At 58.8% G+C, this 22,149-nt stretch carries 24 protein-coding genes; 10 read left to right on the forward strand and 14 right to left on the reverse strand.

Annotated features, from left to right (window positions below; translation table 11 throughout):
* Positions 1 to 35 precede the first annotated feature (35 nt).
* Positions 36 to 956, forward strand: a complete 921-nt coding sequence (locus CPter91_RS17385) for a sugar kinase (RefSeq protein ID WP_061942382.1) — start codon at positions 36 to 38, stop codon at positions 954 to 956.
* Here CPter91_RS17385 and CPter91_RS17390 read toward each other — a convergent pair.
* Positions 946 to 2,439, reverse strand: coding sequence for an aminotransferase-like domain-containing protein (locus tag CPter91_RS17390; protein ID WP_061942384.1), 1,494 nt, complete (start codon positions 2,437 to 2,439; stop codon positions 946 to 948). The two genes, CPter91_RS17385 and CPter91_RS17390, sit on opposite strands and share 11 nt — an antisense overlap.
* A 186-nt stretch (positions 2,440 to 2,625) precedes the next feature.
* Between CPter91_RS17390 and CPter91_RS17395 the strand changes: the two genes are divergently transcribed.
* Positions 2,626 to 2,958: a hypothetical protein gene (locus CPter91_RS17395; RefSeq protein ID WP_061942386.1), complete on the forward strand. Its 333-nt coding sequence runs from the start codon at positions 2,626 to 2,628 to the stop codon at positions 2,956 to 2,958.
* Between the two features lie 110 nt (positions 2,959 to 3,068).
* Positions 3,069 to 3,758 carry a gamma-glutamylcyclotransferase gene (locus CPter91_RS17400; RefSeq protein WP_082792955.1) on the forward strand — a complete coding sequence of 230 codons (690 nt, stop codon included), beginning with the start codon at positions 3,069 to 3,071 and terminating at the stop codon, positions 3,756 to 3,758.
* Between the two features lie 583 nt (positions 3,759 to 4,341).
* Here the strand turns inward: CPter91_RS17400 and CPter91_RS17405 are convergent.
* The 4 genes from CPter91_RS17405 to CPter91_RS17420 form a co-directional block, all read right to left on the reverse strand.
* Entirely contained in the window at positions 4,342 to 5,892 is a 1,551-nt protein-coding gene (locus tag CPter91_RS17405; protein ID WP_061942389.1) for a 2-isopropylmalate synthase, read from the reverse strand.
* Positions 5,893 to 6,025: 133 nt separating this feature from the next.
* Positions 6,026 to 6,508, reverse strand: a complete 483-nt coding sequence (lysM, locus tag CPter91_RS17410) for a peptidoglycan-binding protein LysM (protein WP_061942391.1) — start codon at positions 6,506 to 6,508, stop codon at positions 6,026 to 6,028.
* 129 nt (positions 6,509 to 6,637) lie between these two features.
* Positions 6,638 to 7,510 (reverse strand): CDP-diacylglycerol--serine O-phosphatidyltransferase, encoded by an 873-nt coding sequence (pssA, locus tag CPter91_RS17415; RefSeq protein ID WP_061942392.1) that lies wholly within the window; start codon positions 7,508 to 7,510, stop codon positions 6,638 to 6,640.
* Between the two features lie 80 nt (positions 7,511 to 7,590).
* On the reverse strand, positions 7,591 to 8,235 hold the full coding sequence (locus CPter91_RS17420) for a phosphatidylserine decarboxylase (RefSeq protein ID WP_099047219.1): 645 nt from the start codon (positions 8,233 to 8,235) through the stop codon (positions 7,591 to 7,593).
* A 37-nt stretch (positions 8,236 to 8,272) separates the two neighbouring features.
* On the opposite strand from CPter91_RS17420, the gene CPter91_RS26615 reads away from it, so the two are divergent.
* Positions 8,273 to 8,530: a hypothetical protein gene (locus CPter91_RS26615; protein ID WP_150119741.1), complete on the forward strand. Its 258-nt coding sequence runs from the start codon at positions 8,273 to 8,275 to the stop codon at positions 8,528 to 8,530.
* A 73-nt stretch (positions 8,531 to 8,603) separates the two neighbouring features.
* Here CPter91_RS26615 and CPter91_RS17425 read toward each other — a convergent pair whose 3' ends face one another.
* The 6 genes from CPter91_RS17425 to CPter91_RS17450 form a co-directional block, all read right to left on the reverse strand.
* Positions 8,604 to 8,798 (reverse strand): hypothetical protein, encoded by a 195-nt coding sequence (locus CPter91_RS17425; RefSeq protein ID WP_061942395.1) that lies wholly within the window; start codon positions 8,796 to 8,798, stop codon positions 8,604 to 8,606.
* Positions 8,795 to 9,562, reverse strand: coding sequence for an SIMPL domain-containing protein (locus tag CPter91_RS17430; protein ID WP_061942396.1), 768 nt, complete (start codon positions 9,560 to 9,562; stop codon positions 8,795 to 8,797). Before CPter91_RS17430 ends, CPter91_RS17425 begins: the two co-directional genes overlap by 4 nt.
* Before the next feature lie 161 nt (positions 9,563 to 9,723).
* Complete coding sequence (locus CPter91_RS17435) at positions 9,724 to 10,674, reverse strand: ion transporter (protein ID WP_061942398.1); 951 nt, start codon at positions 10,672 to 10,674, stop codon at positions 9,724 to 9,726.
* Positions 10,675 to 11,283: 609 nt separating this feature from the next.
* Positions 11,284 to 12,300 carry a ketol-acid reductoisomerase gene (gene ilvC, locus CPter91_RS17440; RefSeq protein ID WP_061942400.1) on the reverse strand — a complete coding sequence of 339 codons (1,017 nt, stop codon included), beginning with the start codon at positions 12,298 to 12,300 and terminating at the stop codon, positions 11,284 to 11,286.
* Positions 12,301 to 12,388: 88 nt separating this feature from the next.
* Positions 12,389 to 12,880 (reverse strand): acetolactate synthase small subunit, encoded by a 492-nt coding sequence (gene ilvN / locus CPter91_RS17445; RefSeq protein WP_014005248.1) that lies wholly within the window; start codon positions 12,878 to 12,880, stop codon positions 12,389 to 12,391.
* 2 nt (positions 12,881 to 12,882) lie between these two features.
* Positions 12,883 to 14,610 carry an acetolactate synthase 3 catalytic subunit gene (locus CPter91_RS17450; protein ID WP_061942401.1) on the reverse strand — a complete coding sequence of 576 codons (1,728 nt, stop codon included), beginning with the start codon at positions 14,608 to 14,610 and terminating at the stop codon, positions 12,883 to 12,885.
* Between the two features lie 659 nt (positions 14,611 to 15,269).
* On the opposite strand from CPter91_RS17450, the gene CPter91_RS17455 reads away from it, so the two are divergent.
* From CPter91_RS17455 to CPter91_RS17470, 4 genes are read left to right on the forward strand one after another with little or no spacing between them, the layout of a single operon-like run.
* Positions 15,270 to 15,839: an RNA polymerase sigma factor gene (locus CPter91_RS17455; RefSeq protein ID WP_061942403.1), complete on the forward strand. Its 570-nt coding sequence runs from the start codon at positions 15,270 to 15,272 to the stop codon at positions 15,837 to 15,839.
* Positions 15,836 to 16,282 (forward strand): DUF3619 family protein, encoded by a 447-nt coding sequence (locus tag CPter91_RS17460; RefSeq protein WP_061942404.1) that lies wholly within the window; start codon positions 15,836 to 15,838, stop codon positions 16,280 to 16,282. Before CPter91_RS17455 ends, CPter91_RS17460 begins: the two co-directional genes overlap by 4 nt.
* On the forward strand, positions 16,279 to 17,016 hold the full coding sequence (locus CPter91_RS17465; RefSeq protein ID WP_061942406.1) for a DUF3106 domain-containing protein: 738 nt from the start codon (positions 16,279 to 16,281) through the stop codon (positions 17,014 to 17,016). The genes CPter91_RS17460 and CPter91_RS17465 overlap by 4 nt, the downstream gene beginning before the upstream one ends.
* 5 nt (positions 17,017 to 17,021) lie before the next feature.
* Positions 17,022 to 17,579, forward strand: coding sequence for an RDD family protein (locus CPter91_RS17470; protein ID WP_257722455.1), 558 nt, complete (start codon positions 17,022 to 17,024; stop codon positions 17,577 to 17,579).
* Between the two features lie 49 nt (positions 17,580 to 17,628).
* Here CPter91_RS17470 and CPter91_RS17475 read toward each other — a convergent pair whose 3' ends face one another.
* Entirely contained in the window at positions 17,629 to 18,474 is an 846-nt protein-coding gene (locus tag CPter91_RS17475) for a ferritin-like domain-containing protein (protein WP_061942407.1), read from the reverse strand.
* Between the two features lie 108 nt (positions 18,475 to 18,582).
* Between CPter91_RS17475 and CPter91_RS17480 the strand changes: the two genes are divergently transcribed.
* Together CPter91_RS17480 and hslO are read left to right on the forward strand one after the other, a co-directional pair.
* Complete coding sequence (locus tag CPter91_RS17480; protein ID WP_061942409.1) at positions 18,583 to 19,107, forward strand: gamma carbonic anhydrase family protein; 525 nt, start codon at positions 18,583 to 18,585, stop codon at positions 19,105 to 19,107.
* A gap of 92 nt (positions 19,108 to 19,199) precedes the next feature.
* Positions 19,200 to 20,162 (forward strand): Hsp33 family molecular chaperone HslO, encoded by a 963-nt coding sequence (gene hslO, locus CPter91_RS17485; protein WP_061942412.1) that lies wholly within the window; start codon positions 19,200 to 19,202, stop codon positions 20,160 to 20,162.
* A gap of 93 nt (positions 20,163 to 20,255) precedes the next feature.
* Here the strand turns inward: hslO and ftsB are convergent, their stop codons facing one another.
* Together ftsB and eno are read right to left on the reverse strand one after the other, a co-directional pair.
* Entirely contained in the window at positions 20,256 to 20,636 is a 381-nt protein-coding gene (ftsB, locus tag CPter91_RS17490) for a cell division protein FtsB (protein ID WP_061942413.1), read from the reverse strand.
* Between the two features lie 117 nt (positions 20,637 to 20,753).
* The gene (gene eno / locus CPter91_RS17495; protein WP_061942415.1) at positions 20,754 to 22,037 is read right to left on the reverse strand and encodes a phosphopyruvate hydratase; all 1,284 of its coding nucleotides are present in this window, start codon (positions 22,035 to 22,037) and stop codon (positions 20,754 to 20,756) included.
* Positions 22,038 to 22,149: the final 112 nt, after the last annotated feature.

The raw sequence follows: 22,149 nt of genomic DNA on the forward strand, positions 1-22,149 counted from the left end.
CCCGACTCCGGCACAGCAAGCTAATGAGTAAAGCAATGACAATCGATATCCTGGCCTACGGCGAAGCCATGGTGGAATTCAACCAGCGGCAGCACGATACCCGCATGTACCTGCAAGGCTTCGGCGGCGACACGTCGAATTTTTGCATCGCCGCGGCCCGTCAGGGTGCGCGCAGCGGCTATATCAGCGCGCTCGGCAACGATCATTTCGGCGAGCAGCTGCGCGCACTGTGGCAGGCCGAGCAAGTCGACGCCAGCCACGTCGCGCGCGACGCCAATGCCGCCACCGGGGTGTATTTTGTCTCGCACGACCAGGATGGCCACCACTTCGACTATCTGCGCGCCGGTTCGGCCGCCAGCCGCTACAGCAGCGAGCAATTGCCGCTGGCGGCGATTGCCGCGGCCAAGGTGCTGCACCTGTCCGGCATCAGCCTGGCGATCAGCGCATCGGCCTGCGACGCCGGCTTGGCGGCGATGGCGTACGCGCGCAAGCATGGCGTCAAGACCTCGCTGGATACCAACTTGCGGTTGAAACTGTGGCCGCTGGAACGGGCGCAGGAAAAAATACGCGCAGCGTTTGCCCTGTGCGACATCTGCCTTCCCAGCTGGGATGACATCAGTGCCCTCACCAGCCTCGACGACCGCGACGCGATTGTCGATGAGCTGCTGTCTTACGGCATCGGCCTGATCGCCTTCAAGCTCGGCGCCGAAGGCTGCTATGTGGCGACGGCCAAAGAGCGGCGCCTGGTGCCGCCCTACAGCGTCGAAGCGATTGACGCTACCGGCGCCGGCGACTGCTTCGGCGGCGCCTTCATCGCCCGCATCGTGGCCGGCGACGATCCCTTCCGCGCCGCCCGCTACGCCAATGTATGCGCGGCCTTGTCGACCACCGGCTATGGCGCGGTGGCGCCGATTCCGCACGCGGCCCAGGTTGAGGAAATATTGCCTAGGGCGTAAGCTGCTGCGCCAGCTGTTCTTCGACAATGGCGCCCAGCCGCTTGATGCCCTGCTCGATCCGAGGCGTAAACGGCTGGCCGCAGCATAGCCGTAGATAGTGGTCGAAGCGGTTTGAATTGGAAAACATGAGGCCGGGCGCAATCTTTATCCCTTCGCGCAGCGCCGCTTCAAACACCGCCTTGGATGCCAACTGCCGCGGCAGCTCCACCCACAGCAAGGCGCCGCCATCCGGCGTGTTGATGCGGGTGCCGGCTGGAAAATGCGTCGCAATCGCCTCCGCAGTGCGGGCGCGTTGCACTCGCAAAGCCTCGCGCAGGCGCCGCAGATGGCGCTCGTAAGCGGGCGAGGCCATGAAGTCCGCCGCTGCCATCTGCGCCCATTCCTCATTCGCGCGCGTATGCGCAAATTTCAGCATTTCGATGCGCGCCTGCCAGCGGCCGCCGACCATCCAGCCCAGCCGCATGCCGGGCGCCAGGACTTTATTGAGTGAAGCGCAGTAGATCACGTTGCCGCTGCGGTCCCAGGCCTTCAAGGCGCGCGCCGAGCTGGCTTCCGGCACCAGTTCGCTATAGGAATCGTCCTCGATCACGGCCATGCCGTGCTGTTCGCACAGCGCCACCAGCTGCTCTTTGTGCGTATCGGGCATGATGCTGCCAAGCGGATTCTGCAGGTTCGGCACCACCACTACTGCCTTGATATTGTCGTAGGTCTGCAGCGCCAGTTGCAACGCTTCCACCGAAATGCCGGTGCGCGCGCTGGTCGGGATTTCCAGCGCCCGCATGCCCAGGCTTTCCAGCACCTGCAGCAAACCGTAGTAAGTGGGTGACTCGACGGCAATGGTGTCGCCGGGCTGCGCCACCGCACGCAGCGCCAGGTTGATTGCCTCGATGCAGCCATGGGTGACGATCACCTCTTCCGGCGCCAGCTGGATGCCGATGGCCAGGCTGCGCTTGGCAAGGATCTGGCGGAACGCCGGGTTGGCGCTGTGCGACATCATGCTGGTCAATACTTGCGGCCGCTGGCGCAGCGTGCGGATCGCCGCATTTTTCAAGGCTTCCACCGCATACAGTTCCGGCGCGCAGCTGGCGCTGCTCAAATCAAGCGTGACAGTGCCGGTGCGGCCGCGGGCGATCACTTCCGATACCCGCTCATGGATGCCCGCGTACTGGGCCGACATCAGCGCCGGCACGGCCGCCAGGTCAACCTCCTCCAGCAGCGCGAGCCGCCGCTGCGGCAGCACGAAATAGCCGGAACGCGGCCGTGCCTCCAGCCAGCCGCCCTGCTCCAGATAGCGCGGCGCCTGCAAGGCCGTCGACAGGCTGACCTGGTGCTGCCGCATCAGCTCGCGCACCGACGGCATGCGCTCACCCGGCGTCAGTGCACCAGCCTGGATTGCGGCCAGGTAATGTTCGGCCAACTGGCGATAGAGTAATTGCGGCGACAAAGGCCTGGCGGGCAACAGTGGCAAGGGAGGCTGGTTCATGGTGATGAGGAGGTAGGCAAGTGTGGCGCATTTGCCAGGAACGAAACAGATACAGAATAAGCCAAAACACAGGGTAACAGATGGCTAAGGCAGGCGCTGTTGCGCTGCATTCTGCCGGGCGCTGTGCCTGTTTCTGCTTGCCGTCGGCGGTTAGGCTTGAGTCATCTCTTTGAACCGGGAAAACCCATGAATATCCCTACCGACAGCAGCACGCTCCGCCTGGACCGCAAGTACTGCACTCTGTTCTATGCCAGCCGCGGCACGGCAATCATTTCCACGCAGGGCAACATCCTGATCACGGCAGCGGATCCTTGCCTGGCCGGCATCGCGCTGAGCAGCCGCACTTTCATCACCGAAGGTGAATGCCATGTGCTGCCACAGGGCGGCTGGATCCGCCTGCAAGCCAGCGGCGCCGAGACTGCCGCCGGCCTGGTGCTTGCGCCTACGGCAAACCGGCTGGTGACCTTGTGGCAACGCTGGCTGCGGCGCGCCCGGCAACCGTTGCCATTGCGCTCCTGAATGCAGCAAACGGTATAGCGTAGTTAATTTACAAGCAATCAATTGCAACTACCGATTTTGATGCGGCAAAGCCCTTGTTGCGAAATGCCGATCTGCCTTATTCTGTAGGCATGAGCATCACTCGTGAAGATCTTGAGCAGGACCGTTTGCGGACTATCCTGGATAACACCCCGATTGCCTCGGCCCTGCTGTCGGAAGCCGCGCTGGAAGCATCATGGCGCGCCGCGCTGGCGTCGCTGCCGGATCCCAACGGCGACGTCTGGCTGTTCGGCTACGGCTCGTTGATCTGGAACCCGATGGTGGAGCACAGTGAGCGCGTACCCGCCAAGCTGTACGGCTATCACCGCGGCTTTTACCTGTATTCGCGCATCAACCGCGGCACCTGGGACAATCCCGGCCTGGTGCTGGGACTGGACCGCGGCGGTTCCTGCCAGGGCGTCGCCTTCCGCATCCCCGCCATCAGCATAGAAACCGAACTGAAAATGCTATGGCGCCGCGAAATGCTGACCGGCGCCTACCTGCCGCGCTGGCTGCCGATGCAACTGAAAGACAAACAAGGCCCGCGCATCAAAGCCCTGGCTTTCGTCATGAACCGCCAGCACGAAAGCTACAGCGGCCGCCTGCCGGACCTGAAAGTAGTTTCCCACCTGCGCGACGCCTGCGGCCTCTACGGCCCGGCCCGGGAATACCTGCGCAACACCCTGGAAGGCCTGCTCAAGGAAGGCTTCCATGATCCTTATCTGGCACGCTTGTGGGCGCAACTGCAATCGAGCGAGCATCGGCCTGAAGTAAAAAAATAGCGAGGCTGGGTTTTTGACGTTGGGGTTGCTTTTGACGTACCCCGCATGCGGACGTTGCCAAATGAGGCGGGGGTCAGTCGGGAATTATGGGGCACATGTTTGAGCGAAGCGAGTTTGTGTCCCATCCGACTGGCGCCCGCTTCATTTGGGGACCCGACCGAAGGGAGGGCAACGGCTGTGCGGTCGCCTTTTCTTTGCTTACTTTCTTTTGGCCGGGCCGCGCAGGCAAGCAAAAGAAAGTAAGCGGCTGCCGGGCCGCTCCCGGCTAGCCTCCACGGAGTAGCAACCGTTTTAACAACCCGCAGACCGTTCTCAGCATGCCAAGACATGTACTCCGTAGCACATTAAATAGGGTCGGAGTAATTTTCGCAAAGGGCTGCGAAAAAAAACTCCGACCCTATTTAACTACGTTGCCGTTGCTTTTGACGTTTCCCGCATAGGCACTGCGCAAATTCGGACGCACTTAAAATGCCTCCGCTCGTACTCCGTAGAACGTCAAATGGGGTCAGAGTAATTTTCGCGAAAAGCCGCGAAAAAAAACTCTGACCCCATTTGACTGCGTCAGCGCGAAATTACCGGCTTACTACAGCTGCGGATTCAGTTTTTCTGATTTGGAATGCAGCTTGTTCAATGCTGACAGATAGGCTTTTGCCGATGCCACCACGATGTCCAGGTCGGCACCGACGCCGTTGACGATACGTCCGGAGCGGGACAAACGCATGGTCACTTCACCCTGCGACTGCGTGCCGGTAGTAATCGCGTTCACCGAAAACAACAACAACTCCGCCCCGCTCGCCACCTTGGTCTCGATCGCATTCACAATCGCATCCACCGGCCCGTTACCCTCGCCCGCGCAAGTCGACTCCTTGCCGTCAATCGAAAACACCACCTGCGCGCTAGGCTTCTCGCCGGTTTCAGAATGCTGCGACAAGGACACGAAGCGATAAAACTCCTGCTCGTGCGACTGCTGCTCTTCCGACACTAGTCCGATGATATCCTCGTCGAAAATTTCCGACTTGCGATCCGCCAGTTCCTTGAAACGCGCAAACGCCGCATTCACCTCGGTCTCCGACTCCAGCGCAATCCCCAGCTCCTCCAGCCGCTGCTTGAATGCATTGCGCCCCGACAGCTTGCCCAGCACGATCTTGTTCGCGCTCCAGCCCACATCCTCGGCGCGCATGATTTCATAGGTGTCGCGCGCCTTCAGCACGCCATCCTGGTGGATCCCCGACGCATGCGCGAACGCATTGGCGCCCACCACCGACTTGTTCGGCTGCACCGCAAAACCGGTAATCTGCGACACCAGCTTGGAAGCCGGCACGATTTGCGTGGTGTCGATGCCGATATCCAGGTTGAAGTAATCGCGCCGCGTACGCACCGCCATGACGATTTCTTCCAGCGCCGTGTTGCCGGCCCGTTCGCCCAGGCCGTTGATGGTGCACTCGACCTGGCGCGCGCCGCCGATCATCACGCCCGCCAGCGAATTGGCCACCGCCATGCCGAGGTCGTTATGGCAATGCACCGACCAGATCGCCTTATCCGAATTCGGAATCCGCTCGCGCAAAGTCTTCAGCATATGGCCGTACAGTTCCGGCACACCGTAGCCGACGGTATCGGCAAAGTTGATGGTGGTGGCGCCTTCGGCAATCACCGCTTCCAGCACCCGGCACAGGAAATCCATGTCGGAACGGCTGCCGTCTTCCGGGCTGAACTCGACGTCGTCGGTGAAGTTGCGGGCGAAGCGCACCGCGTTCTTGGCTTGCTCGAACACCTGGTCCGGCGTCATGCGCAGCTTCTTTTCCATGTGCAGCGGTGAAGTCGCCAGGAAGGTATGGATGCGCTTGCGTTCAGCCGGCTGCAGCGCTTCGGCAGCGCGTGCAATATCCTTGTCGTTGGCGCGCGACAGGGAGCAGACCGTAGAATCCTTGATGATGCCGGCGATTGCCTTGATCGCCTCGAAATCACCGGGCGAAGCCGCGGCAAACCCGGCCTCGATCACGTCCACTTTCATGCGCTCAAGCTGGCGCGCGATGCGGATCTTTTCATCCTTGGTCATCGAGGCGCCGGGCGATTGTTCGCCATCGCGCAAGGTGGTGTCGAATATGATCAGTTTTTCGGGCGAGTTGGCTGCCATGCTGTGCTCCAGATTGGTCTTGTGAACCTTCGATTTTAAAGGCTTTGTTGGTTTCCGGCTTAAAATTAAGCAGATTGCAGGCGTAAAAAAACCGCCCGGTGCTTAGCGGGCGGCTGGTATGGCTTTGCGTCTATCAGGCAAGCGGCGGAATGCGCAGCTTTTGGCCCGGATAAATCAAGTCCACGCTTTTCAGCATCGGCTTGTTGGCTTCAAAAATCTGCTGATACTTGTTTGGATCGCCATAGAATTGCTTGGAGATCTTCGACAGGTTGTCGCCGCTGACTACGTCATACCATTGCGACTCATCGGCTGCCTCTGCGACCGTCAGGCTATCGTTGACATTCTCGACACCCTTGACGTTACCGCAGCACAAAATGATTTTCTCGCGCGTCGCCTGGTCCGGCGCTTCGCCGCTGGCGGTGACGCTGCGAGACGCTGCGTCGAAAGCGATGGTCAGGCCGCTGGTGTCTATCCCTTGGGTACCGACATAGGTCTTGACCGCGTCTGCTGCGGCAGTCTGCAGTTCGGCGGCATCCGGCGCCGCAACGATTTCATCCGGCGTCTTCGTTCCCAGCAGTTTTTCGCCAGCTTCTTTAATAAAAGAAAGTAATCCCATTATTTCCTCCGGTAGTAGTTAAACAACGATGATGCCACTAGCCTCGCTACAGTGCTGCTTGAAACTAAAGGTTTAACAACATTTAACCTTATCAATATTTCACAGCCATGACTTAGGGTCTGTCAGCACTTAGTCTTTATCATCGTGCTCAAGTTCCGTCTGCACGATACTGACCGGCTTGCCCTTGAACCAGCGCCAGAAATACACGCCGAAACCGGACAGGCCGTACAGCACGAACAGGCCGAACAGCACCTTGGATGGATCGCTGAAAATCGCCACCAGCGCCAACACTAACAGGAACGCTGCAATGAAGGGCATCGGCTTGCGCAGGTTGATGTCCTTGAAGCTGTAGAAAGGGACATTGCTGACCATGGTCAGGCCGGCGTACAAGGTGATGGCCCAGGCCGCCCAGCTCAGCGAAGTGCCCTGGAAACCGAGATCGTCCATCAGCCAGACAAAACCCGCCACCAGCGCCGCTGCCGCCGGACTCGGCAAGCCCTGAAAATAGCGTTTGTCGACTACCTCGATATTGGTGTTGAAGCGCGCCAGGCGCAAGGCGCCACCGGCACAATAGACGAAAGCCGCCAGCCAGCCCAGCTTGCCCATGCCGCGCAAGGACCATTCGTACACCACCAGCGCCGGCGCGGCGCCGAACGACACCATGTCGGACAGGCTGTCGTACTGGGCGCCGAATTCGCTCTGGGTATTGGTCAGGCGCGCGACCCGGCCGTCGAGGCTGTCCAGCACCATCGCCACGAAAATGGCAATGGAGGCCTGGTCGAAACGCAGGTTCATCGCCATCACGATGGCATAGAAACCGCAAAACAATGCTGCCGTGGTAAACGCATTCGGCAACAGGTAGATGCCGCGCCGGCGCCGTACAGGCGGCCTGATGTCTTCTTCGTCCAGATACTCGCTGCGCTCCGGATTCTTGTACGGGCGCAGCGCTTTGGGGAACTGCGCGACGTTACTCTTCGCTTTACGGCGCTTGAATGTGGCCATGTAAGTTCCGTTTCAATCAACTCAATACAAACAACAACTATGCAAACAATCCAGCAGGCTGCGCCTGGAAGGCGTAGCGTTTAAAACTCGGCCAGGATGGTCTCGGTAGCGGAAACCTTGTCGCCGACGGCAACTTTGGGCGTGGCGGTCAACGGCAGGTAGACATCGACGCGCGAACCGAAACGGATGAAACCGTAGCGCTGGCCGCGGCTGAGGACGTCGGAAGCTTTGACATAGCACAGGATGCGGCGCGCAATCAGGCCGGCGACCTGGACGCACGTCACGGTCTGGCCGTTGGCGGCAGTAATCACCAGGGCGTTGCGCTCGTTTTCAACCGATGCCTTGTCGAGGTCGGCATTGACGAACTTGCCTGGGAAATACTCTACTTTTTCAATCTTGCCGTCGACCGGCGCGCGATTCGAATGGACATTGAAGACATTCATGAAGACGCTGATCTTCAAAGCTTCGCGATTGGCGTAAGGATCCATGGTTTTTTCAACCACGACGATACGGCCGTCGGCAGGCGACAGCACCGCCGCCGGATTTTGTGGAATCACACGGCCCGGATCGCGGAAGAACTGCAATACGAACAAAGCAATAATCCAGAATGGCAGCGACCATGCGAGGGAAAAAAACGTGATCAGCAGCGCGACCGCAAAGGCGATGCCCAAAAACGGCCAACCCTCGCGGGCAATAATAGGATGGGGATAATTATTCAACTGCACTCCGGATTATCTTGGTAAATGATGGAAATTTGAAAGCGTGGCTATTCTAGTCGAGCAGGACGCAAATGTAACCTGCCGCATGGCGCTTACTGAAAACCTGCCGCCGTGCCGCTTGATGTTTACGGCACTGGATAAGGAAGCCAAATCAACGCTGCAGACCGTCAGCATGATACTTGATGATCTTTGGCATTGTATAAAAAGACCAAGCTTCTCGCTCGACTTTATTGGCGTGAGCAAATATAGTCGAAATAGAGTTAATTATAATGCAACAAATTGTGACGCCATCACAAAATGAAAGGCCGGGCTAGCATTGCTTGACCCGGCCTGCAGCTGGCTTAGGAATAGTCGCCTAAGATCTAAGACATTGCTTATTTCGCCTGCTCTTCTTCCGCCGCACGATTTCTGTCCTGGGCATCCTGCAACTGCTTTTCTACCCCTTTGGCCTTTTCCAGCGCATCGGTCTGCGTCTTGAATATCTGCGGTGGCGGCGCGGAAGGCTTGCAGCCGGCCAGCGCCAATGCGGCGACAGCCAGGCTCAGGCCGATGGCGGCGGAATGCTTCATTTGAAGCGGACCTTGCCGACCACGCGCATGTTCAAGGTAGTTTCGCCCGGTTCAAAGCTAGGCTCTTCCACCGGCGCGGCGTCGTTCATCGAGGCGGCGCGCATCATCATGGCCTTGGGAGCCGCCCCGGCATCCTGGGCATAGTTGCCGGAACCTTCGAAATCCACGGTATCCAGCACGGCGTCGCCAGGATTGCGGCCCATCGCGTGCGCGATCGAAGCGATCCGCTCGGTCAGGTTCTGATAAGTGGCAGCGATACGCTGGTCATCCAGCTTCTTGCTGGTAGCGTCGCTCAGGCCGAAGTACAAGCCGTTCAGACCCATCACGCTTTGCACCGCCGCCACCGTTTTCGGCAGGTTGTTGAGGTTAGTAGTGGTGGCGTCCAGATACTGGCCGACACGCCAGCCGGTCGGCTGGCGCGGCTTGTTGGCGTTGCCGCGCGGCTGCGGCTGGTCTTCCGGATAGACCGGGTAAGTGTAATAGCCGCGCGTCTGCAGGATCGCCTGCGGGTCCTGGCGCTTCAGGATGTCGGTGCCCTGTTTCATCTTGACGTTGACCCGTGATGCTGCTGCAGCTTTGTCTTTGTCCTGTTCTTCGACGTTAAAAGTGATCCGGACCTGGTCGTTGGCGTGCTTGACCTCGCCATAGGCCGGTACGATCACCAAGGTACCGCTGGACAGCGTCGGCGCAGGCGCCTGAGCGTGTGCGGCAAAACCGGTGGCAGCCAGCAGGGACGACAACATCAATTTGCGTGATCGCGACATATTTTTCTCCAAGAAAAAAATGGAGCGCTACCAACAGTGCGCTCCAAGGATTATTAAGACCACCCTTCGATTATATTCTGTCAATTTAGTTCGATCACAATGTTGCCTGTTGTTAGATTCAAACGCAAGACCGCAGAAATCCGACACATGACAATGTCATCTTATTTTTTGGGCGGTTCGCGGTGCACATTGCGTCCCATGCGCGCCTTGAAGTCCGCCAGGTTGGCGGATGGATCGGTGCCGGCCGCCGCCGCATCGTACTGGTAGGGATCCAGCTTTTCGCCACAATGCTTACAGAACAGGGCATCGGCTTCGTGCCCTTCGGTCAGGCAATGGCTGCAGGTGCGCGTGGTCGGCGTGCCCTTCATCATGGTCATCGCCAGTTCGACGCCGACAATGCCGGTCGGCAGCGCAATGATGCCGTAGCCCAGCAGCATGGCGCAGGAAGTGATCAGCTGCCCCATCGGCGTCTTCGGATGGATGTCGCCGTAGCCGGTGGTGGTGAGCGTCACGATTGACCAGTACATGCCGACCGGGATGCTGGTGAAGCCGTTTTCCGGCCCTTCGATGACATACATGATGGTGCCCAGGATCACGCTCATGATCAGCACCACGCCGAGAAACACCAAGATCTTGTGGCGGCTGTTGCGCAGCGCCTGCCACAGCACTTGCGATTCGTCGAAGTAGCGCGGCAGCTTCATCACGCGGAACACGCGCAGCATGCGCAGCAGACGGACGTCGATCAGGAAATGGAATTCCGGCAGCAGGAAGGCCAGGTAAGTCGGCAAGATCGACAGCAGGTCGATGATGCCGAACAGGCTCAAGGCATAGCGCAGGGGCCGCTTGACGCACAGCAGGCGCACCACGTACTCGATGGTGAAAAGGATGGTGAATAGCCATTCAAGCGCGTTCAGTGCCAGGAAATCGCGTGCGCGCACGGCGCCGACGCTATCGACGATCACGGTCGCCACGCTCAGCACGATGATGATCAGCAGGGCCGTGTCGAAGCGGCGTCCGGCTTCGGTATCGGCTTCGAAAATGATCGTATACAGGCGCTCGCGCCAGCCGCGGTCAGGTTTTCCGAATTTATTGCCTATAGCGTTTGTTGCCATATTTCCTAGATGCGTCGGGTGATTGGCGATGGCACAATCTAAACAATGTATGAATGCAGGTCAATCGCATCGTACTTTACATTGAAAACGAAGCTCGATTTCCATACTGCGTCTAGGCGACCCCGGCTACGCGCCCCGGCCGCGTCGTTCCCGCGCACGCAGGAATCCACTTTATTTAATCAGCAAAGTGGATCCCCGCGTGCGCGGGGATGACGGGGTCGCCTAGACTTTAGGGTTAGAGACCTCCTAATGTAAATAAAAAGGGGACGGCAGTGCCGTCCCCTCTCGTTTATCCGAACTTGATTGATTAGTTCTTCGATTGGTCAACCATCTTGTTTTTCTTAATCCAAGGCAGGCCGGACGGGGTTTCGCAAAGCACTGCTTTGCGCCGTCCGGCCCAGCAAGCGCATGCAGGCGCTTGCTGCATGATGCCAGACCTCAAAACAAGGAAGCCCTGATTAGTTCTTCGATTGGTCAACCATCTTGTTTTTCTTAATCCAAGGCAGGCCGGACGGGGTTTCGCAAAGCACCGCTTTGCGCCGTCCGGCCCAGCAAGCGCATGCAGGCGCTTGCTGCATGATGCCTGACCTCAAAACAAAGAAGCCCTGATTAGTTCTTCGATTGGTCAACCATCTTGTTTTTCTTAATCCAAGGCATCATGCCGCGCAGTTGTTCGCCAACCTGCTCGATTTGATGTTCAGCCGTGATGCGGCGGCGGGAAATCAAAGTCGGCGCGCCGGCCTTGTTTTCCAGGATGAAGCTCTTCGCGTATTCGCCGGTCTGGATGTCCTTCAGGCACTGGCGCATGGCGTTCTTGGTATCTTCGGTCACGATGCGCGGGCCGGTAACGTATTCGCCGTATTCCGCATTGTTCGAGATCGAGTAGTTCATGTTGGCGATGCCGCCTTCATAGATCAGGTCGACGATCAGCTTGAGTTCGTGCAAGCACTCGAAGTAAGCCATTTCCGGCGCATAACCGGCTTCCACCAGGGTTTCAAAGCCAGCCTTGATCAGTTCGACCGCACCGCCGCACAGAACAGCTTGTTCGCCGAACAGGTCGGTTTCAGTCTCTTCGCGGAAGTTGGTTTCGATGATGCCGGCACGGCCGCCGCCGTTGGCGGTTGCATACGACAAGGCGATATCGCGGGCGCTGCCGGACTTGTCTTGATAAACGGCGATCAGGTGCGGCACGCCGCCACCTTGAGTGTAGGTGGCGCGGACAGTGTGGCCAGGCGCCTTGGGAGCGATCATGATCACGTCCAGGTCGGCGCGCGGCACGACTTGGCCGTAGTGCACGTTGAAGCCGTGGGCAAACGCCAGCGTGGCGCCTTGCTTGGCGAACGGTGCGACATTTTCTGCATAGACCTGGGCGATGTTTTCATCCGGCAGCAGGATCATGATGACGTCGGCAGCCTTGACTGCATCGTTGACTTCAGCCACGTTCAGGCCGGCATTCTTTGCCTTGTCCCACGAAGCGCCGCCCTTGCGCAGGCCGACGGTGACTTTCACGCCTGAGTCATTCAGGTTTTGCGCATGGGCGTGGCCCTGGGAACCGTAACCGATGATGGCAACGTTCTTGCCTTTGATCAGGGAGAGGTCGCTGTCTTTGTCGTAGAAAACTTTCATTTTTAATCCTATATATGTAATTTGGCGTTAGATGCACCGGGCGGAAAGCGGATAGCGGCTTACCGTCCCGGCAGAATATTTTGTTTACTTAAACTTTGAGAATGCGTTCGCCGCGACCGATGCCAGAACCGCCGGTACGGACGGTTTCCAGAATCGCTGCACGGTCGATCGAATCGATGAACGCGTCCAGCTTGCCCTTGTTGCCTGTCAGTTCCAGGGTATAGGACTTGTCGGTAACGTCGATGATGCGGCCGCGGAAAATATCCGCGGTGCGCTTCATCTCTTCGCGTTCCTTGCCGACCGCGCGCACCTTGATCAGCATCAGCTCGCGTTCGATATGTGCGCCTTCGGTCAGGTCGACCACTTTGACGACTTCAATCAGACGGTTCAGGTGCTTGGTGATCTGTTCGATCACGTCATCCGAACCGCTTGTCACGATGGTCATGCGTGACAAGGTCGCATCTTCGGTCGGTGCGACCGTCAATGTCTCGATGTTGTAGCCACGGGCCGAAAACAGACCAACCACGCGCGACAGCGCGCCGGCTTCATTTTCCAGCAATACAGAAACGATATGGCGCATGATTACAGATCCTCCGAACCGAGCAGCATTTCAGTCAAGCCCTTGCCCGCCTTGACCATCGGCCAGACGTTTTCGGTTTGATCCGTGATGAAATTCATGAATACCAGCCTGTCTTTCATGCCGAATGCTTCCTTCAGTGCGCCGTCGACATCGGCCGGATTTTCGATCTTCATGCCGACGTGGCCGAACGACTCGGCCAGCTTGGTGAAGTCCGGCAGCGAATCCATATACGACTCGGAATAGCGCGAACCGTAATCGATCTGCTGCCATTGCCGGACCATGCCGAGGAAACGGTTGTTGAGCAAGATGATCTTCGGCGTCAGATGATACTGCTTGCAGGTGGCGAGCTCCTGGATGCACATCTGGATCGAGGCTTCGCCGGTGATGCAGGCCACGGTCGAGCCAGGGTTGGCCATCTGCACGCCCATCGCGTACGGCAGGCCGACGCCCATGGTGCCGAGGCCGCCGGAATTGATCCAGCGGCGCGGCTTGTCGAAACCGTAGTACTGCGCCGCCCACATCTGATGCTGGCCGACGTCGGAAGTGATGAAAGCGTCGCCGTCGGTGATCTGCCAGACCTTCTGCACCACGGACTGCGGCTTGATGACTTCTTTCGAATCGGTAAACTTGAGGCAGTCGCGGCCGCGCCATTCTTCGATCTGCTTCCACCAGCTGGACAGGGCCGCGGTATTTTGCCGGGTCTCGGCAGCATCCAGCTGCGCCAGCAGTTCCTGCAGCACATCCTTGACGTTGCCGACGATAGGAATATCCACCTTGACGCGCTTGGAGATGGAGGACGGGTCGATGTCGATATGGATGATCTTGCGCGACACCGAGGTAAAGTTCTTCGGATTGCCGATCACGCGGTCGTCGAAACGGGCGCCGATGGCGATCAGGACGTCGCTGTTCTGCATCGCCATGTTGGCTTCGTAGGTGCCGTGCATGCCCGGCATGCCGACGAACTTGTCGCTCGACGATTTGTAGCCGCCCAGGCCCATCAGGGTCGTGGTGCACGGGTAGCCGAGGCGATCCACCAGCTTGTTCAGCTCCGGCGCGGCATTCGCCAGGATCACGCCGCCGCCGGCGTAAATCATCGGCCGTTCCGCCGTCAGCAGCAGCTGCACCGCCTTGCGGATCTGGCCCGAATGGCCCTTGTCCACCGGCTTGTAGGAACGCATCTCGACTTCCTTCGGATAGTCGAAAACGTGGCGGTGCATGGTGATGTCTTTAGGGATATCCACCAGCACGGGGCCGGGACGGCCGGTGCTGGCGATAAAGAACGCCTTCTTGATGGTCGATGCCAAATCCTTGACATCCTTGACCAGGAAGTTGTGCTTGACGCACGGGCGTGTAATGCCGACTGTGTCGCATTCCTGGAACGCGTCTTCGCCGATCGCATAGGACGGCACCTGACCCGAAATCACCACCATCGGGATCGAGTCCATATAGGCCGTGGCCAGGCCGGTCACCGCATTGGTGACGCCGGGACCGGACGTGACGATCGCCACGCCAACCTTTTGCGAACTGCGTGAATAGGCATCGGCTGCGTGAATCGCAGCTTGCTCATGACGTACCAGGATATGCTGGAATTTTTCTTGCTGGAAAATGGCGTCATAGATGTACAGCACAGCACCACCGGGATAACCGAACACGTGTTCGACTCCCTCTTCCGCCAGACAGCGCACGAGAATTTCCGCGCCGGTGATAGGCAGGTTCGTGTCTTTGCTCATTTACTAGATCCTTTCAAGGTCCATTGGAAATTGATCGGATGCTCTTTCCTGACGAAATGGCGGAGCGTATCAGTGTTACGGCGTCCCTTCTTTGTGCGATCACGTCATTCCGTTGCGTAGCCGTAGATACGATTCAAAATGGCGCTAAACGCTACTCGTTCGGCCGAAATTCCTGCTTACGTTGTCACCTGATTCTCGCGCTTGTGGCACGGGTTAGAGCAAACAGCTTACAAATATGCAGCATGCCTGTCCGTTGAACAACATGTTGGGTCGTCAGCGAAAAGGCTTAGTCACACCCCAGGATGCCGAGGTGGATAGCTACCATAATGCGTAGTTTCATTTCGGTCAAGCCAAATTACATGAAATCGGCTTTAAATCATGTCTTTTGCTGTAGTTTTACCCACAACACCCTGCTTTTTTGCTAGCATTCGCCAGTCTTGAAATTTATTGTAAGCCATTGTTTCTCAAGGCGACGGCGCAAACAATTCCAGGCACAGGCCAAGGGCGGCTGGCGCAAACGGGTCAACAACGGGGTCCGCTCCAGGCGTGACCGTATTCCGGCAGCATGACAACATAGAGAAACAGCATCTTGAACCATAGCAGTAAGCCCTTATTTGCCCGTCAATATAGCCCGTCAATGACCGAATCCGCCGCACAGCATGGCCACAGATAAAGAACTTTCCGACTTCCTCGAAAACGTCGAGCGCCGGGCTTTCAAGCAGGCGGTGTATGCCGTCCGCAAGGACGAATCGGCGCTGGACATTGTCCAGGACGCCATGATCAAGCTGGCCGAAAAATACGGCGACAAACCGGCCGCCGAGCTGCCGATGCTGTTCCAGCGCATCTTGCAGAACACCATACACGACTATTTCCGCAGGGAAAAAGTCCGCAATACCTGGGTCAGCCTGTTTTCCAGCATGGGGCATAACAATGCCAATGACGAAGACTACGACGTCCTGGAAACCTTCGAATCGCCGGAAGACTCGCAAGCAACGGAATCCAGCGCCAACAAGCTGGAACGTGAGCAAATTCTCAATATCATCGATCAGGAAGTACAGAAGCTGCCGGCACGTCAACGGGAAGCCTTCCTGATGCGTTATTGGGAGGACATGGATGTTGCCGAGACCGCGGCCGCAATGGGATGCTCGGAAGGCAGCGTAAAGACGCACTGCTCTCGCGCAACGCACACTCTGGCGCTATCGCTCAAGGCCAAAGGAATCAGCTTATGAACCACAAACAAATCAACTTCGCTTTCAAGGTGCGGCACGCACTGAATGAAAACCTGGATAGCCTGCCGGCGCCGGCCGTCGACCGCCTGGCCGCAGCACGCCAGGCCGCGCTTGCGCGCAAGAAAAAAGACGCTCCGGTCCGTGTCGTGGCGCGCCAAGGCGTACTGGCTGGCCATGCCGGCAATTTCGCTGGTAATTTCTTCAATGATCCGCTGTCCTGGCTGAGGCGGCTCGGCGTCGTTGCGCCTATTCTGGTCGGCGCGGTGCTGTTGTCTGGCTTATATCAATTCGAACAGCAGCACCGAATTGCGGCCACGGCCGATATCGATGCCGCCGTGCTGTCGGACGAACTGCCGCCATCAGCCTACCTGGACCGCGGTTTCAGCGCCTTCCTGGCGCAGCAGCCGGAACCGCAGCAAGACAGCACGCAGCAAGAGCAATGACCTTGGCCACTTCTTCCCATTCGCATGCGTATAAAACGGCCGCCGGCAATCTGAGCGGCCGCGCCAAACGCCTGCTCGGCGCTGCTTTTGCTGTGCTGGTCACCGGCGGCGCCGTGCTGGCGGTTGTCGGACCGGTGGTGCCGACCCATGCTGCCCCGGTAGCGGTCAGCGCCAGCGAGATGCACGTCAACGTCCCCAAGATGACCAAGGTGATCGGCAACGCCGTACCCAACTGGGTTGAGCTGACCGCGGTGCAGCAGCACATCCTGGCGCCGCTGGAACCGGACTGGAACAAGCTGAAGCCGGCCACCCGCAAGAAATGGCTGGAAATCAGCGGCCGCTACGTCAACATGACGCCGGCCGAACAGGAAAGGCTGCAGGCGCGGATGCGCGGCTGGGTCACCCTGACGCCGGAACAACGCCGCATCGCGCGTGAAAACTATGCGCGCGCCAATAAGCTGGACACAGAACAAAGAGCCTTGCGCTGGCAGCAATACCAGCAACTCTCCGAAGAAAAAAAGAAAGAGCTGGCCGACCAAGCCACGCCGCTGCATAAACGCGTGACGACCATGCCGCCGGCCCACTTGAACAAGAACAATTCAGCTGCGCCGGTCAAGCTGGCGCCGCCGGCAGCTACGGAACAAACCGCCGTAATTGCGCCGGCAGCAGCGACCCCGGCAGCAACTGCCGTGCCGACGACACCAGCACCGGCCGCAGTGCCCGGTGCAAAATAAGCATTTTGAACACGCCCGTTTCGCCAGCTACCCCGGCGCTTGCCAGCGCACAGCAGACACCCTCATTGAAACGCCGCTTCGGCAGCATCATGTATGAAGCCATGCTGCTGTTCGGCATCCTGTTCATTTCAGGCTGGATTTTTTCTACCCTGCTGCAGCAACGCAACGCCCTTTATCTGCGGCATGCCCAGCAAGCGTGGCTGTTCCTGGTGCTGGCCGTGTATTTCATCTGGTGCTGGAGCCATGGCGGCCAGACCCTGGCCATGAAGACTTGGCGTATCCGGCTGGTCAACCGCGACGGCAGCGCAGTCAAGGGCGGGCGGGCGGCGTTGCGTTTCCTGCTGAGCTGGTGCTGGTTCCTGCCGGGACTGGCGCTGGCCTGGGCGCTCGGTGCGCATACCTGGATGCTGGCCTGGGTGCCGGCCGCCAATTTCATCCTCTGGGCCATGACGATCTACCTGGATCCGGAGCGCCAGTTCCTGCATGACCGCATCGCCGGCACCAAGCTGGTGAACATGGCGGAAATCGTCGTTCCTCCCCGCAAGCACAAGTGGTATCACTAAATCATTCAATATCGACAAGCCGCTCATTTAGCATCCTGAGCGGCTTTTTTTATTCCTGCTGCTGCAGGGCCAGCAATTCCTGCTCCGAAAACCCGGCTGCCCTCCGCGCCTCCAGATTGAATGGCCCGCGCAGGATCGGCGCCTTGTAGCGGATCGCCAGGGCGGCAAAGGTTGCCAGCGGTTCCAACTGGCGGTGCTGGCAAAGCCAGCCGTACCAGCGGTTGCCGATCGCCACATGGCCGATCTCGTCACGCAGGATGATGTCGATAATGGCGGTCGCAGGTTCGTCGCCGGCCTGCGCCAGCTTGGCGCGGGTGCGCGGCGAGGCATCCAGCCCGCGCGCTTCCATCATGCGCGGCACCAGCGCCATCCTGGCGACGATGTCGTCGCTAGTCTTTTCCGTCAGCTCCCACAGGCTGTTGTGTGCGGAGAAATCGCCGTAGGCGTAGCCCAGGGTCTGCAAATGCGTTGCCAGCAAGCCAAAGTGGTAAGCTTCTTCCCTGGCCACCCGCAGCCAGTCGGCATAGTACTCAGACGGCATGCCGGCAAAACGCCAGATGGCATCGAGCGCCAGGTTGATGGCATTGAATTCGATGTGCGCCAATGCATGAATCATGGCGGCGCGCCCTTCGACTGACGCCATCGAGCGATGCTTCACCTCGCGCGGCGGCACCAGCGCCGGCAGCAAGGGCCGCCCCGGAATGGCGGCGACGGCGTTCAGCACGGCATCCGTGTCCAGCGTCATGCCGCCCTTGCTCCAGGCCGCAGCCAAGGCCCCGACCGCGGCCACTTTGGCGTCGACGTCTGCCTCGCACAGGCATTGCAGGGCGCGTGCACGCAGCTCTGCCTTGGCGGCAGTGGTGACGGCAAGGCAAGATTCTGAAGGCTGGATCATGTCGACGGCGGTAAAATGGCGCTACGGTTGAAAAATCGCACTACGGACATATCTACAGTCATTAAATAACGGCAACCAGCATTTTACGGAGCGCATTTTACACACATTATGGCCATCTACCAATTGGGCGAGCACGCCCCCGACATCGCCCCATCGGCCTATATCGCCCCTTCCGCCAACCTGATCGGCAAAGTCAGGGTGGAAGCCGACGCCAGCATCTGGTTCGGCGTCACGATCCGCGGCGATAATGAATTGATCACGGTCGGCCAGGGCAGCAATGTCCAGGAAAGCAGCACGCTGCATACCGACATGGGTTTCCCGCTGACGATAGGCAAGAATGTCACCGTCGGCCACCAGGCGATGCTGCACGGCTGTACGATCGGCGACGGCGCCCTGATCGGCATCCAGGCCGTGATCCTGAATGGCGCCAAGATCGGCAAGAATTGCCTGGTCGGCGCTGGTGCGCTGGTCACCGAAGGCAAGGAATTCCCGGACAATTCTCTGATCATCGGCTCGCCCGCCAAAGTGGTGCGCACCCTCAGCGAGCAGGATGTCGCGGCGCTGGCCGGCAACGCCACCCACTACATCGAACGCGGCCAGGAATACAAGGCCGGGCTCAAGCAGATCGGATAACGCGCAAGTAAGTGCAAGTAAGTGCAAATGAGCACAAGTAAGCGCAAGCAAAGCAAACAGCAGTCAATCAATAGAAAACAGTGGGTAAAGATATGGATGTAACAACGATGGTGGAAACAAGCGACGCGACCGGCGACTCGCTGCAGAAATTCATGGTGGAGAATGCCGCTGTGCGCGGCGAGCTGGTGGAGCTGTCGACGACCTGGCAGCAGGTGCTGACACATCATCACTATCCGCAGCCGGTGACCACGCTGCTGGGCGAAATGATGGCGGCGGCGGCATTGATGTCGGCCAACCTGAAATTCAATGGCGTCATCGTCATGCAGATTCATGGCGACGGCCCGGTCCGCCTGCTGGTGGCCGAGTGCGATTCGCAGCTGCACATGCGCGCTACCGCCAAGCTGGCGCCGGATGCCGTGATCGACGACGACGCCAGCATGTCGCAGCTGGTCAACCTGAACGGCCAGGGCCGCTTTGTCATTACCCTCGACCCGCAGGACAAGATGCCTGGCCAGAAGCCTTACCAGGGCATCGTGCCGCTGGATGGCGAGAGCGTCGCCACGGTCATCGAAAACTATATGCTGCGTTCCGAACAGCTGGACACCAAACTGTGGCTGGCGGCCGACGACAAGGTAGCGCGCGGCCTGCTGCTGCAGAAATTGCCGAACCACGGCGGCATCGATGCGCCCATCAACGACGACCTGGAAACATGGAACCGCTTCATGGCGCTGGGCGGCACCCTGCAGCCGAAAGAAATGCTGACGACCAATATCCAGACTCTGATGCGACGCCTGTTCTGGGAAGAAAACATTCGCGTGTTCGAGCCCCAGCTGCCTAGTTTCCAATGCAACTGTTCGCGCGAGAAAGTCGGCAACATGCTGAAAATGCTGGGCAAGCCGGAAATCGAAGAGGCCCTGGCGGACCTCGGCAAGCTAGCGGTAGATTGCGATTTCTGCGGCCAGCACTATGAGTTCGATAAAGTCGACTGCGCCCACCTGTTCACCACCGAAGCGCCGGTCGAGGCGTTGCTGCCTACCGGGTCCAGCAAGCACTAAGACAAAACGGCGCCGCATTATGTTGAATAATGCGGCACCGTAACTTTTCCTGCAGCGGGTAATTCTTGCAATCTGCCCGCGAAATCCTGTACCTCAATGCTGCGGCTTCTTGCCCCGCTCATCCGGGACCGCAACCGCAATCGTTTTTTCTACCGCAGTCAGTTCCGGATTCGGCGGCGCCGGCGCATCGGCCGGATTACCGTTCGGATCGAGGATCTGGATGAAGATCTCATCCTGCTTGATCATGCCCAGCTCAGTCCGCGCCCGCTCTTCCACGGCGCCGGTACCTTCTTTCAGGTCGTGCACTTCCGAATCGAGCTTGGCGTTGCGCGCTTTCAGCTCAGCGATCTTGTCGTGCGCGGCATGCACCTGCTGATCCATGTCCCAGACACGCAGCCAGCCGCCCTTGCCCAGCCACAGCGGGTATTGGACAAGCAGCAGCAGGACGGTCAGGAAAATAGCAATTAAGCGCATCGTGTCAGGGTCGACTTACCGTCTTATCAAATCAAACGTAGGGTGGGCAAGTTTTTTTGCCCACGCGGCAGTGGCCGCATCCGCGTGGGCACAAGTGCCCACCCTACTCCTTGCGAATTACTTAATATTATAAAACGCGCTACGGCCAGGATAGCTCGCAACATCGCCCAGATCTTCTTCAATGCGCAGCAGTTGGTTGTACTTGGCCATGCGGTCCGAACGCGACATCGAGCCGGTCTTGATCTGCAAGGCGTTCATGCCAACCGCGATATCGGCGATGGTCGAATCTTCGGTCTCGCCGGAACGGTGCGAGATCACTGCGGTGTAGCCAGCGCGCTTGGCCATTTCGATCGCAGCGAAAGTTTCGGTCAGGGTGCCGATCTGGTTGATCTTGATCAGGATCGAGTTGGCGATATCCTTGTCGATGCCTTCTTTCAGGATCTTGGTGTTGGTGACAAACAGGTCGTCGCCCACCAGCTGGATCTTCTTGCCGAGGGTTTCGGTCAGCAGTTTCCAGCCGTCCCAATCGTTTTCCGCCATGCCGTCTTCGATGCTGATGATCGGGTACTTGTCGCACCACGATGCCAACAGACCAGTGAACTGAGCGCCGGTCAGGGTCATGTTTTCGCCGGCCAGGACATAGCTGCCGTTCTTGTAGAATTCGCTGGCGGCGCAATCCAGGCCGAGGGCGATCTGCGTGCCTGGCTCATAGCCGGCGGCTTCGATCGCCTGGATGATCAGCTTCAGCGCTTCTTCGTGGCTGGCCAGGTTAGGCGCAAAACCGCCTTCGTCGCCGACCGCGGTCGACAGGCCCTTGTCGTGCAGGATTTTCTTCAACGCGTGGAACACTTCTGCGCCGTAACGCAGCGCTTCGCGGAAGCTCGGTGCGCCGACCGGAATGATCATGAATTCCTGGATATCCAGGTTGTTGTCGGCATGCTCGCCGCCGTTGATGACGTTCATCATCGGCACGGGCATCTGCATGGCGCCGCTGCCGCCGAAATAGCGGTACAGCGGCAAGCCGGCTTCTTCAGCAGCAGCCTTGGCCACCGCCATCGATACCGCCAACATGGCGTTGGCGCCCAGGCGGCCCTTGTTTTCAGTGCCGTCGAGGTCGATCAGGGTGCGGTCCAGGAACGCTTGTTCGCTGGCATCCAGGCCCATGATGGCTTCCGAGATTTCAGTGTTGATATGTTCGCAGGCCTTGAGGACGCCCTTGCCGCCGTAACGGCTCTTGTCGCCGTCGCGCAGCTCGATCGCTTCGCGCGAACCGGTGGAAGCGCCGGACGGCACCGCCGCGCGGCCCATCACGCCGGATTCCAGCAGGACGTCGCACTCTACAGTCGGATTACCGCGCGAATCAATAATTTCGCGGCCAATGATGTCAACGATTGCACTCATGTATTTCCCTATCAGATAAAAATATTTGCGGGACAGAGTCCGCAACGTGGCGAATTACACTCCCCGTGCGGCTCTGTCCCCAACTAATCAGATACAACGTCTAAATTGCAAC

Source organism: Collimonas pratensis (assembly GCF_001584185.1).
GTDB lineage: Bacteria > Pseudomonadota > Gammaproteobacteria > Burkholderiales > Burkholderiaceae_D > Collimonas > Collimonas pratensis.

What these genes read in the sequence shown, in the direction of transcription:
- CPter91_RS17385 (WP_061942382.1), top strand. Translation starts at nt 36, where the DNA reads ATGACAATCGATATCCTGGCCTACGGCGAAGCCATGGTGGAATTCAAC.
- CPter91_RS17390 (WP_061942384.1), bottom strand. Translation starts at nt 2,439, where the DNA reads ATGAACCAGCCTCCCTTGCCACTGTTGCCCGCCAGGCCTTTGTCGCCG.
- CPter91_RS17395 (WP_061942386.1), top strand. Translation starts at nt 2,626, where the DNA reads ATGAATATCCCTACCGACAGCAGCACGCTCCGCCTGGACCGCAAGTAC.
- CPter91_RS17400 (WP_082792955.1), top strand. Translation starts at nt 3,069, where the DNA reads ATGAGCATCACTCGTGAAGATCTTGAGCAGGACCGTTTGCGGACTATC.
- CPter91_RS17405 (WP_061942389.1), bottom strand. Translation starts at nt 5,892, where the DNA reads ATGGCAGCCAACTCGCCCGAAAAACTGATCATATTCGACACCACCTTG.
- lysM (WP_061942391.1), bottom strand. Translation starts at nt 6,508, where the DNA reads ATGGGATTACTTTCTTTTATTAAAGAAGCTGGCGAAAAACTGCTGGGA.
- pssA (WP_061942392.1), bottom strand. Translation starts at nt 7,510, where the DNA reads ATGGCCACATTCAAGCGCCGTAAAGCGAAGAGTAACGTCGCGCAGTTC.
- CPter91_RS17425 (WP_061942395.1), bottom strand. Translation starts at nt 8,798, where the DNA reads ATGAAGCATTCCGCCGCCATCGGCCTGAGCCTGGCTGTCGCCGCATTG.
- CPter91_RS17430 (WP_061942396.1), bottom strand. Translation starts at nt 9,562, where the DNA reads ATGTCGCGATCACGCAAATTGATGTTGTCGTCCCTGCTGGCTGCCACC.
- CPter91_RS17435 (WP_061942398.1), bottom strand. Translation starts at nt 10,674, where the DNA reads ATGGCAACAAACGCTATAGGCAATAAATTCGGAAAACCTGACCGCGGC.
- ilvC (WP_061942400.1), bottom strand. Translation starts at nt 12,300, where the DNA reads ATGAAAGTTTTCTACGACAAAGACAGCGACCTCTCCCTGATCAAAGGC.
- ilvN (WP_014005248.1), bottom strand. Translation starts at nt 12,880, where the DNA reads ATGCGCCATATCGTTTCTGTATTGCTGGAAAATGAAGCCGGCGCGCTG.
- CPter91_RS17450 (WP_061942401.1), bottom strand. Translation starts at nt 14,610, where the DNA reads ATGAGCAAAGACACGAACCTGCCTATCACCGGCGCGGAAATTCTCGTG.
- CPter91_RS17455 (WP_061942403.1), top strand. Translation starts at nt 15,270, where the DNA reads ATGGCCACAGATAAAGAACTTTCCGACTTCCTCGAAAACGTCGAGCGC.
- CPter91_RS17460 (WP_061942404.1), top strand. Translation starts at nt 15,836, where the DNA reads ATGAACCACAAACAAATCAACTTCGCTTTCAAGGTGCGGCACGCACTG.
- CPter91_RS17465 (WP_061942406.1), top strand. Translation starts at nt 16,279, where the DNA reads ATGACCTTGGCCACTTCTTCCCATTCGCATGCGTATAAAACGGCCGCC.
- CPter91_RS17475 (WP_061942407.1), bottom strand. Translation starts at nt 18,474, where the DNA reads ATGATCCAGCCTTCAGAATCTTGCCTTGCCGTCACCACTGCCGCCAAG.
- CPter91_RS17480 (WP_061942409.1), top strand. Translation starts at nt 18,583, where the DNA reads ATGGCCATCTACCAATTGGGCGAGCACGCCCCCGACATCGCCCCATCG.
- hslO (WP_061942412.1), top strand. Translation starts at nt 19,200, where the DNA reads ATGGATGTAACAACGATGGTGGAAACAAGCGACGCGACCGGCGACTCG.
- ftsB (WP_061942413.1), bottom strand. Translation starts at nt 20,636, where the DNA reads ATGCGCTTAATTGCTATTTTCCTGACCGTCCTGCTGCTGCTTGTCCAA.
- eno (WP_061942415.1), bottom strand. Translation starts at nt 22,037, where the DNA reads ATGAGTGCAATCGTTGACATCATTGGCCGCGAAATTATTGATTCGCGC.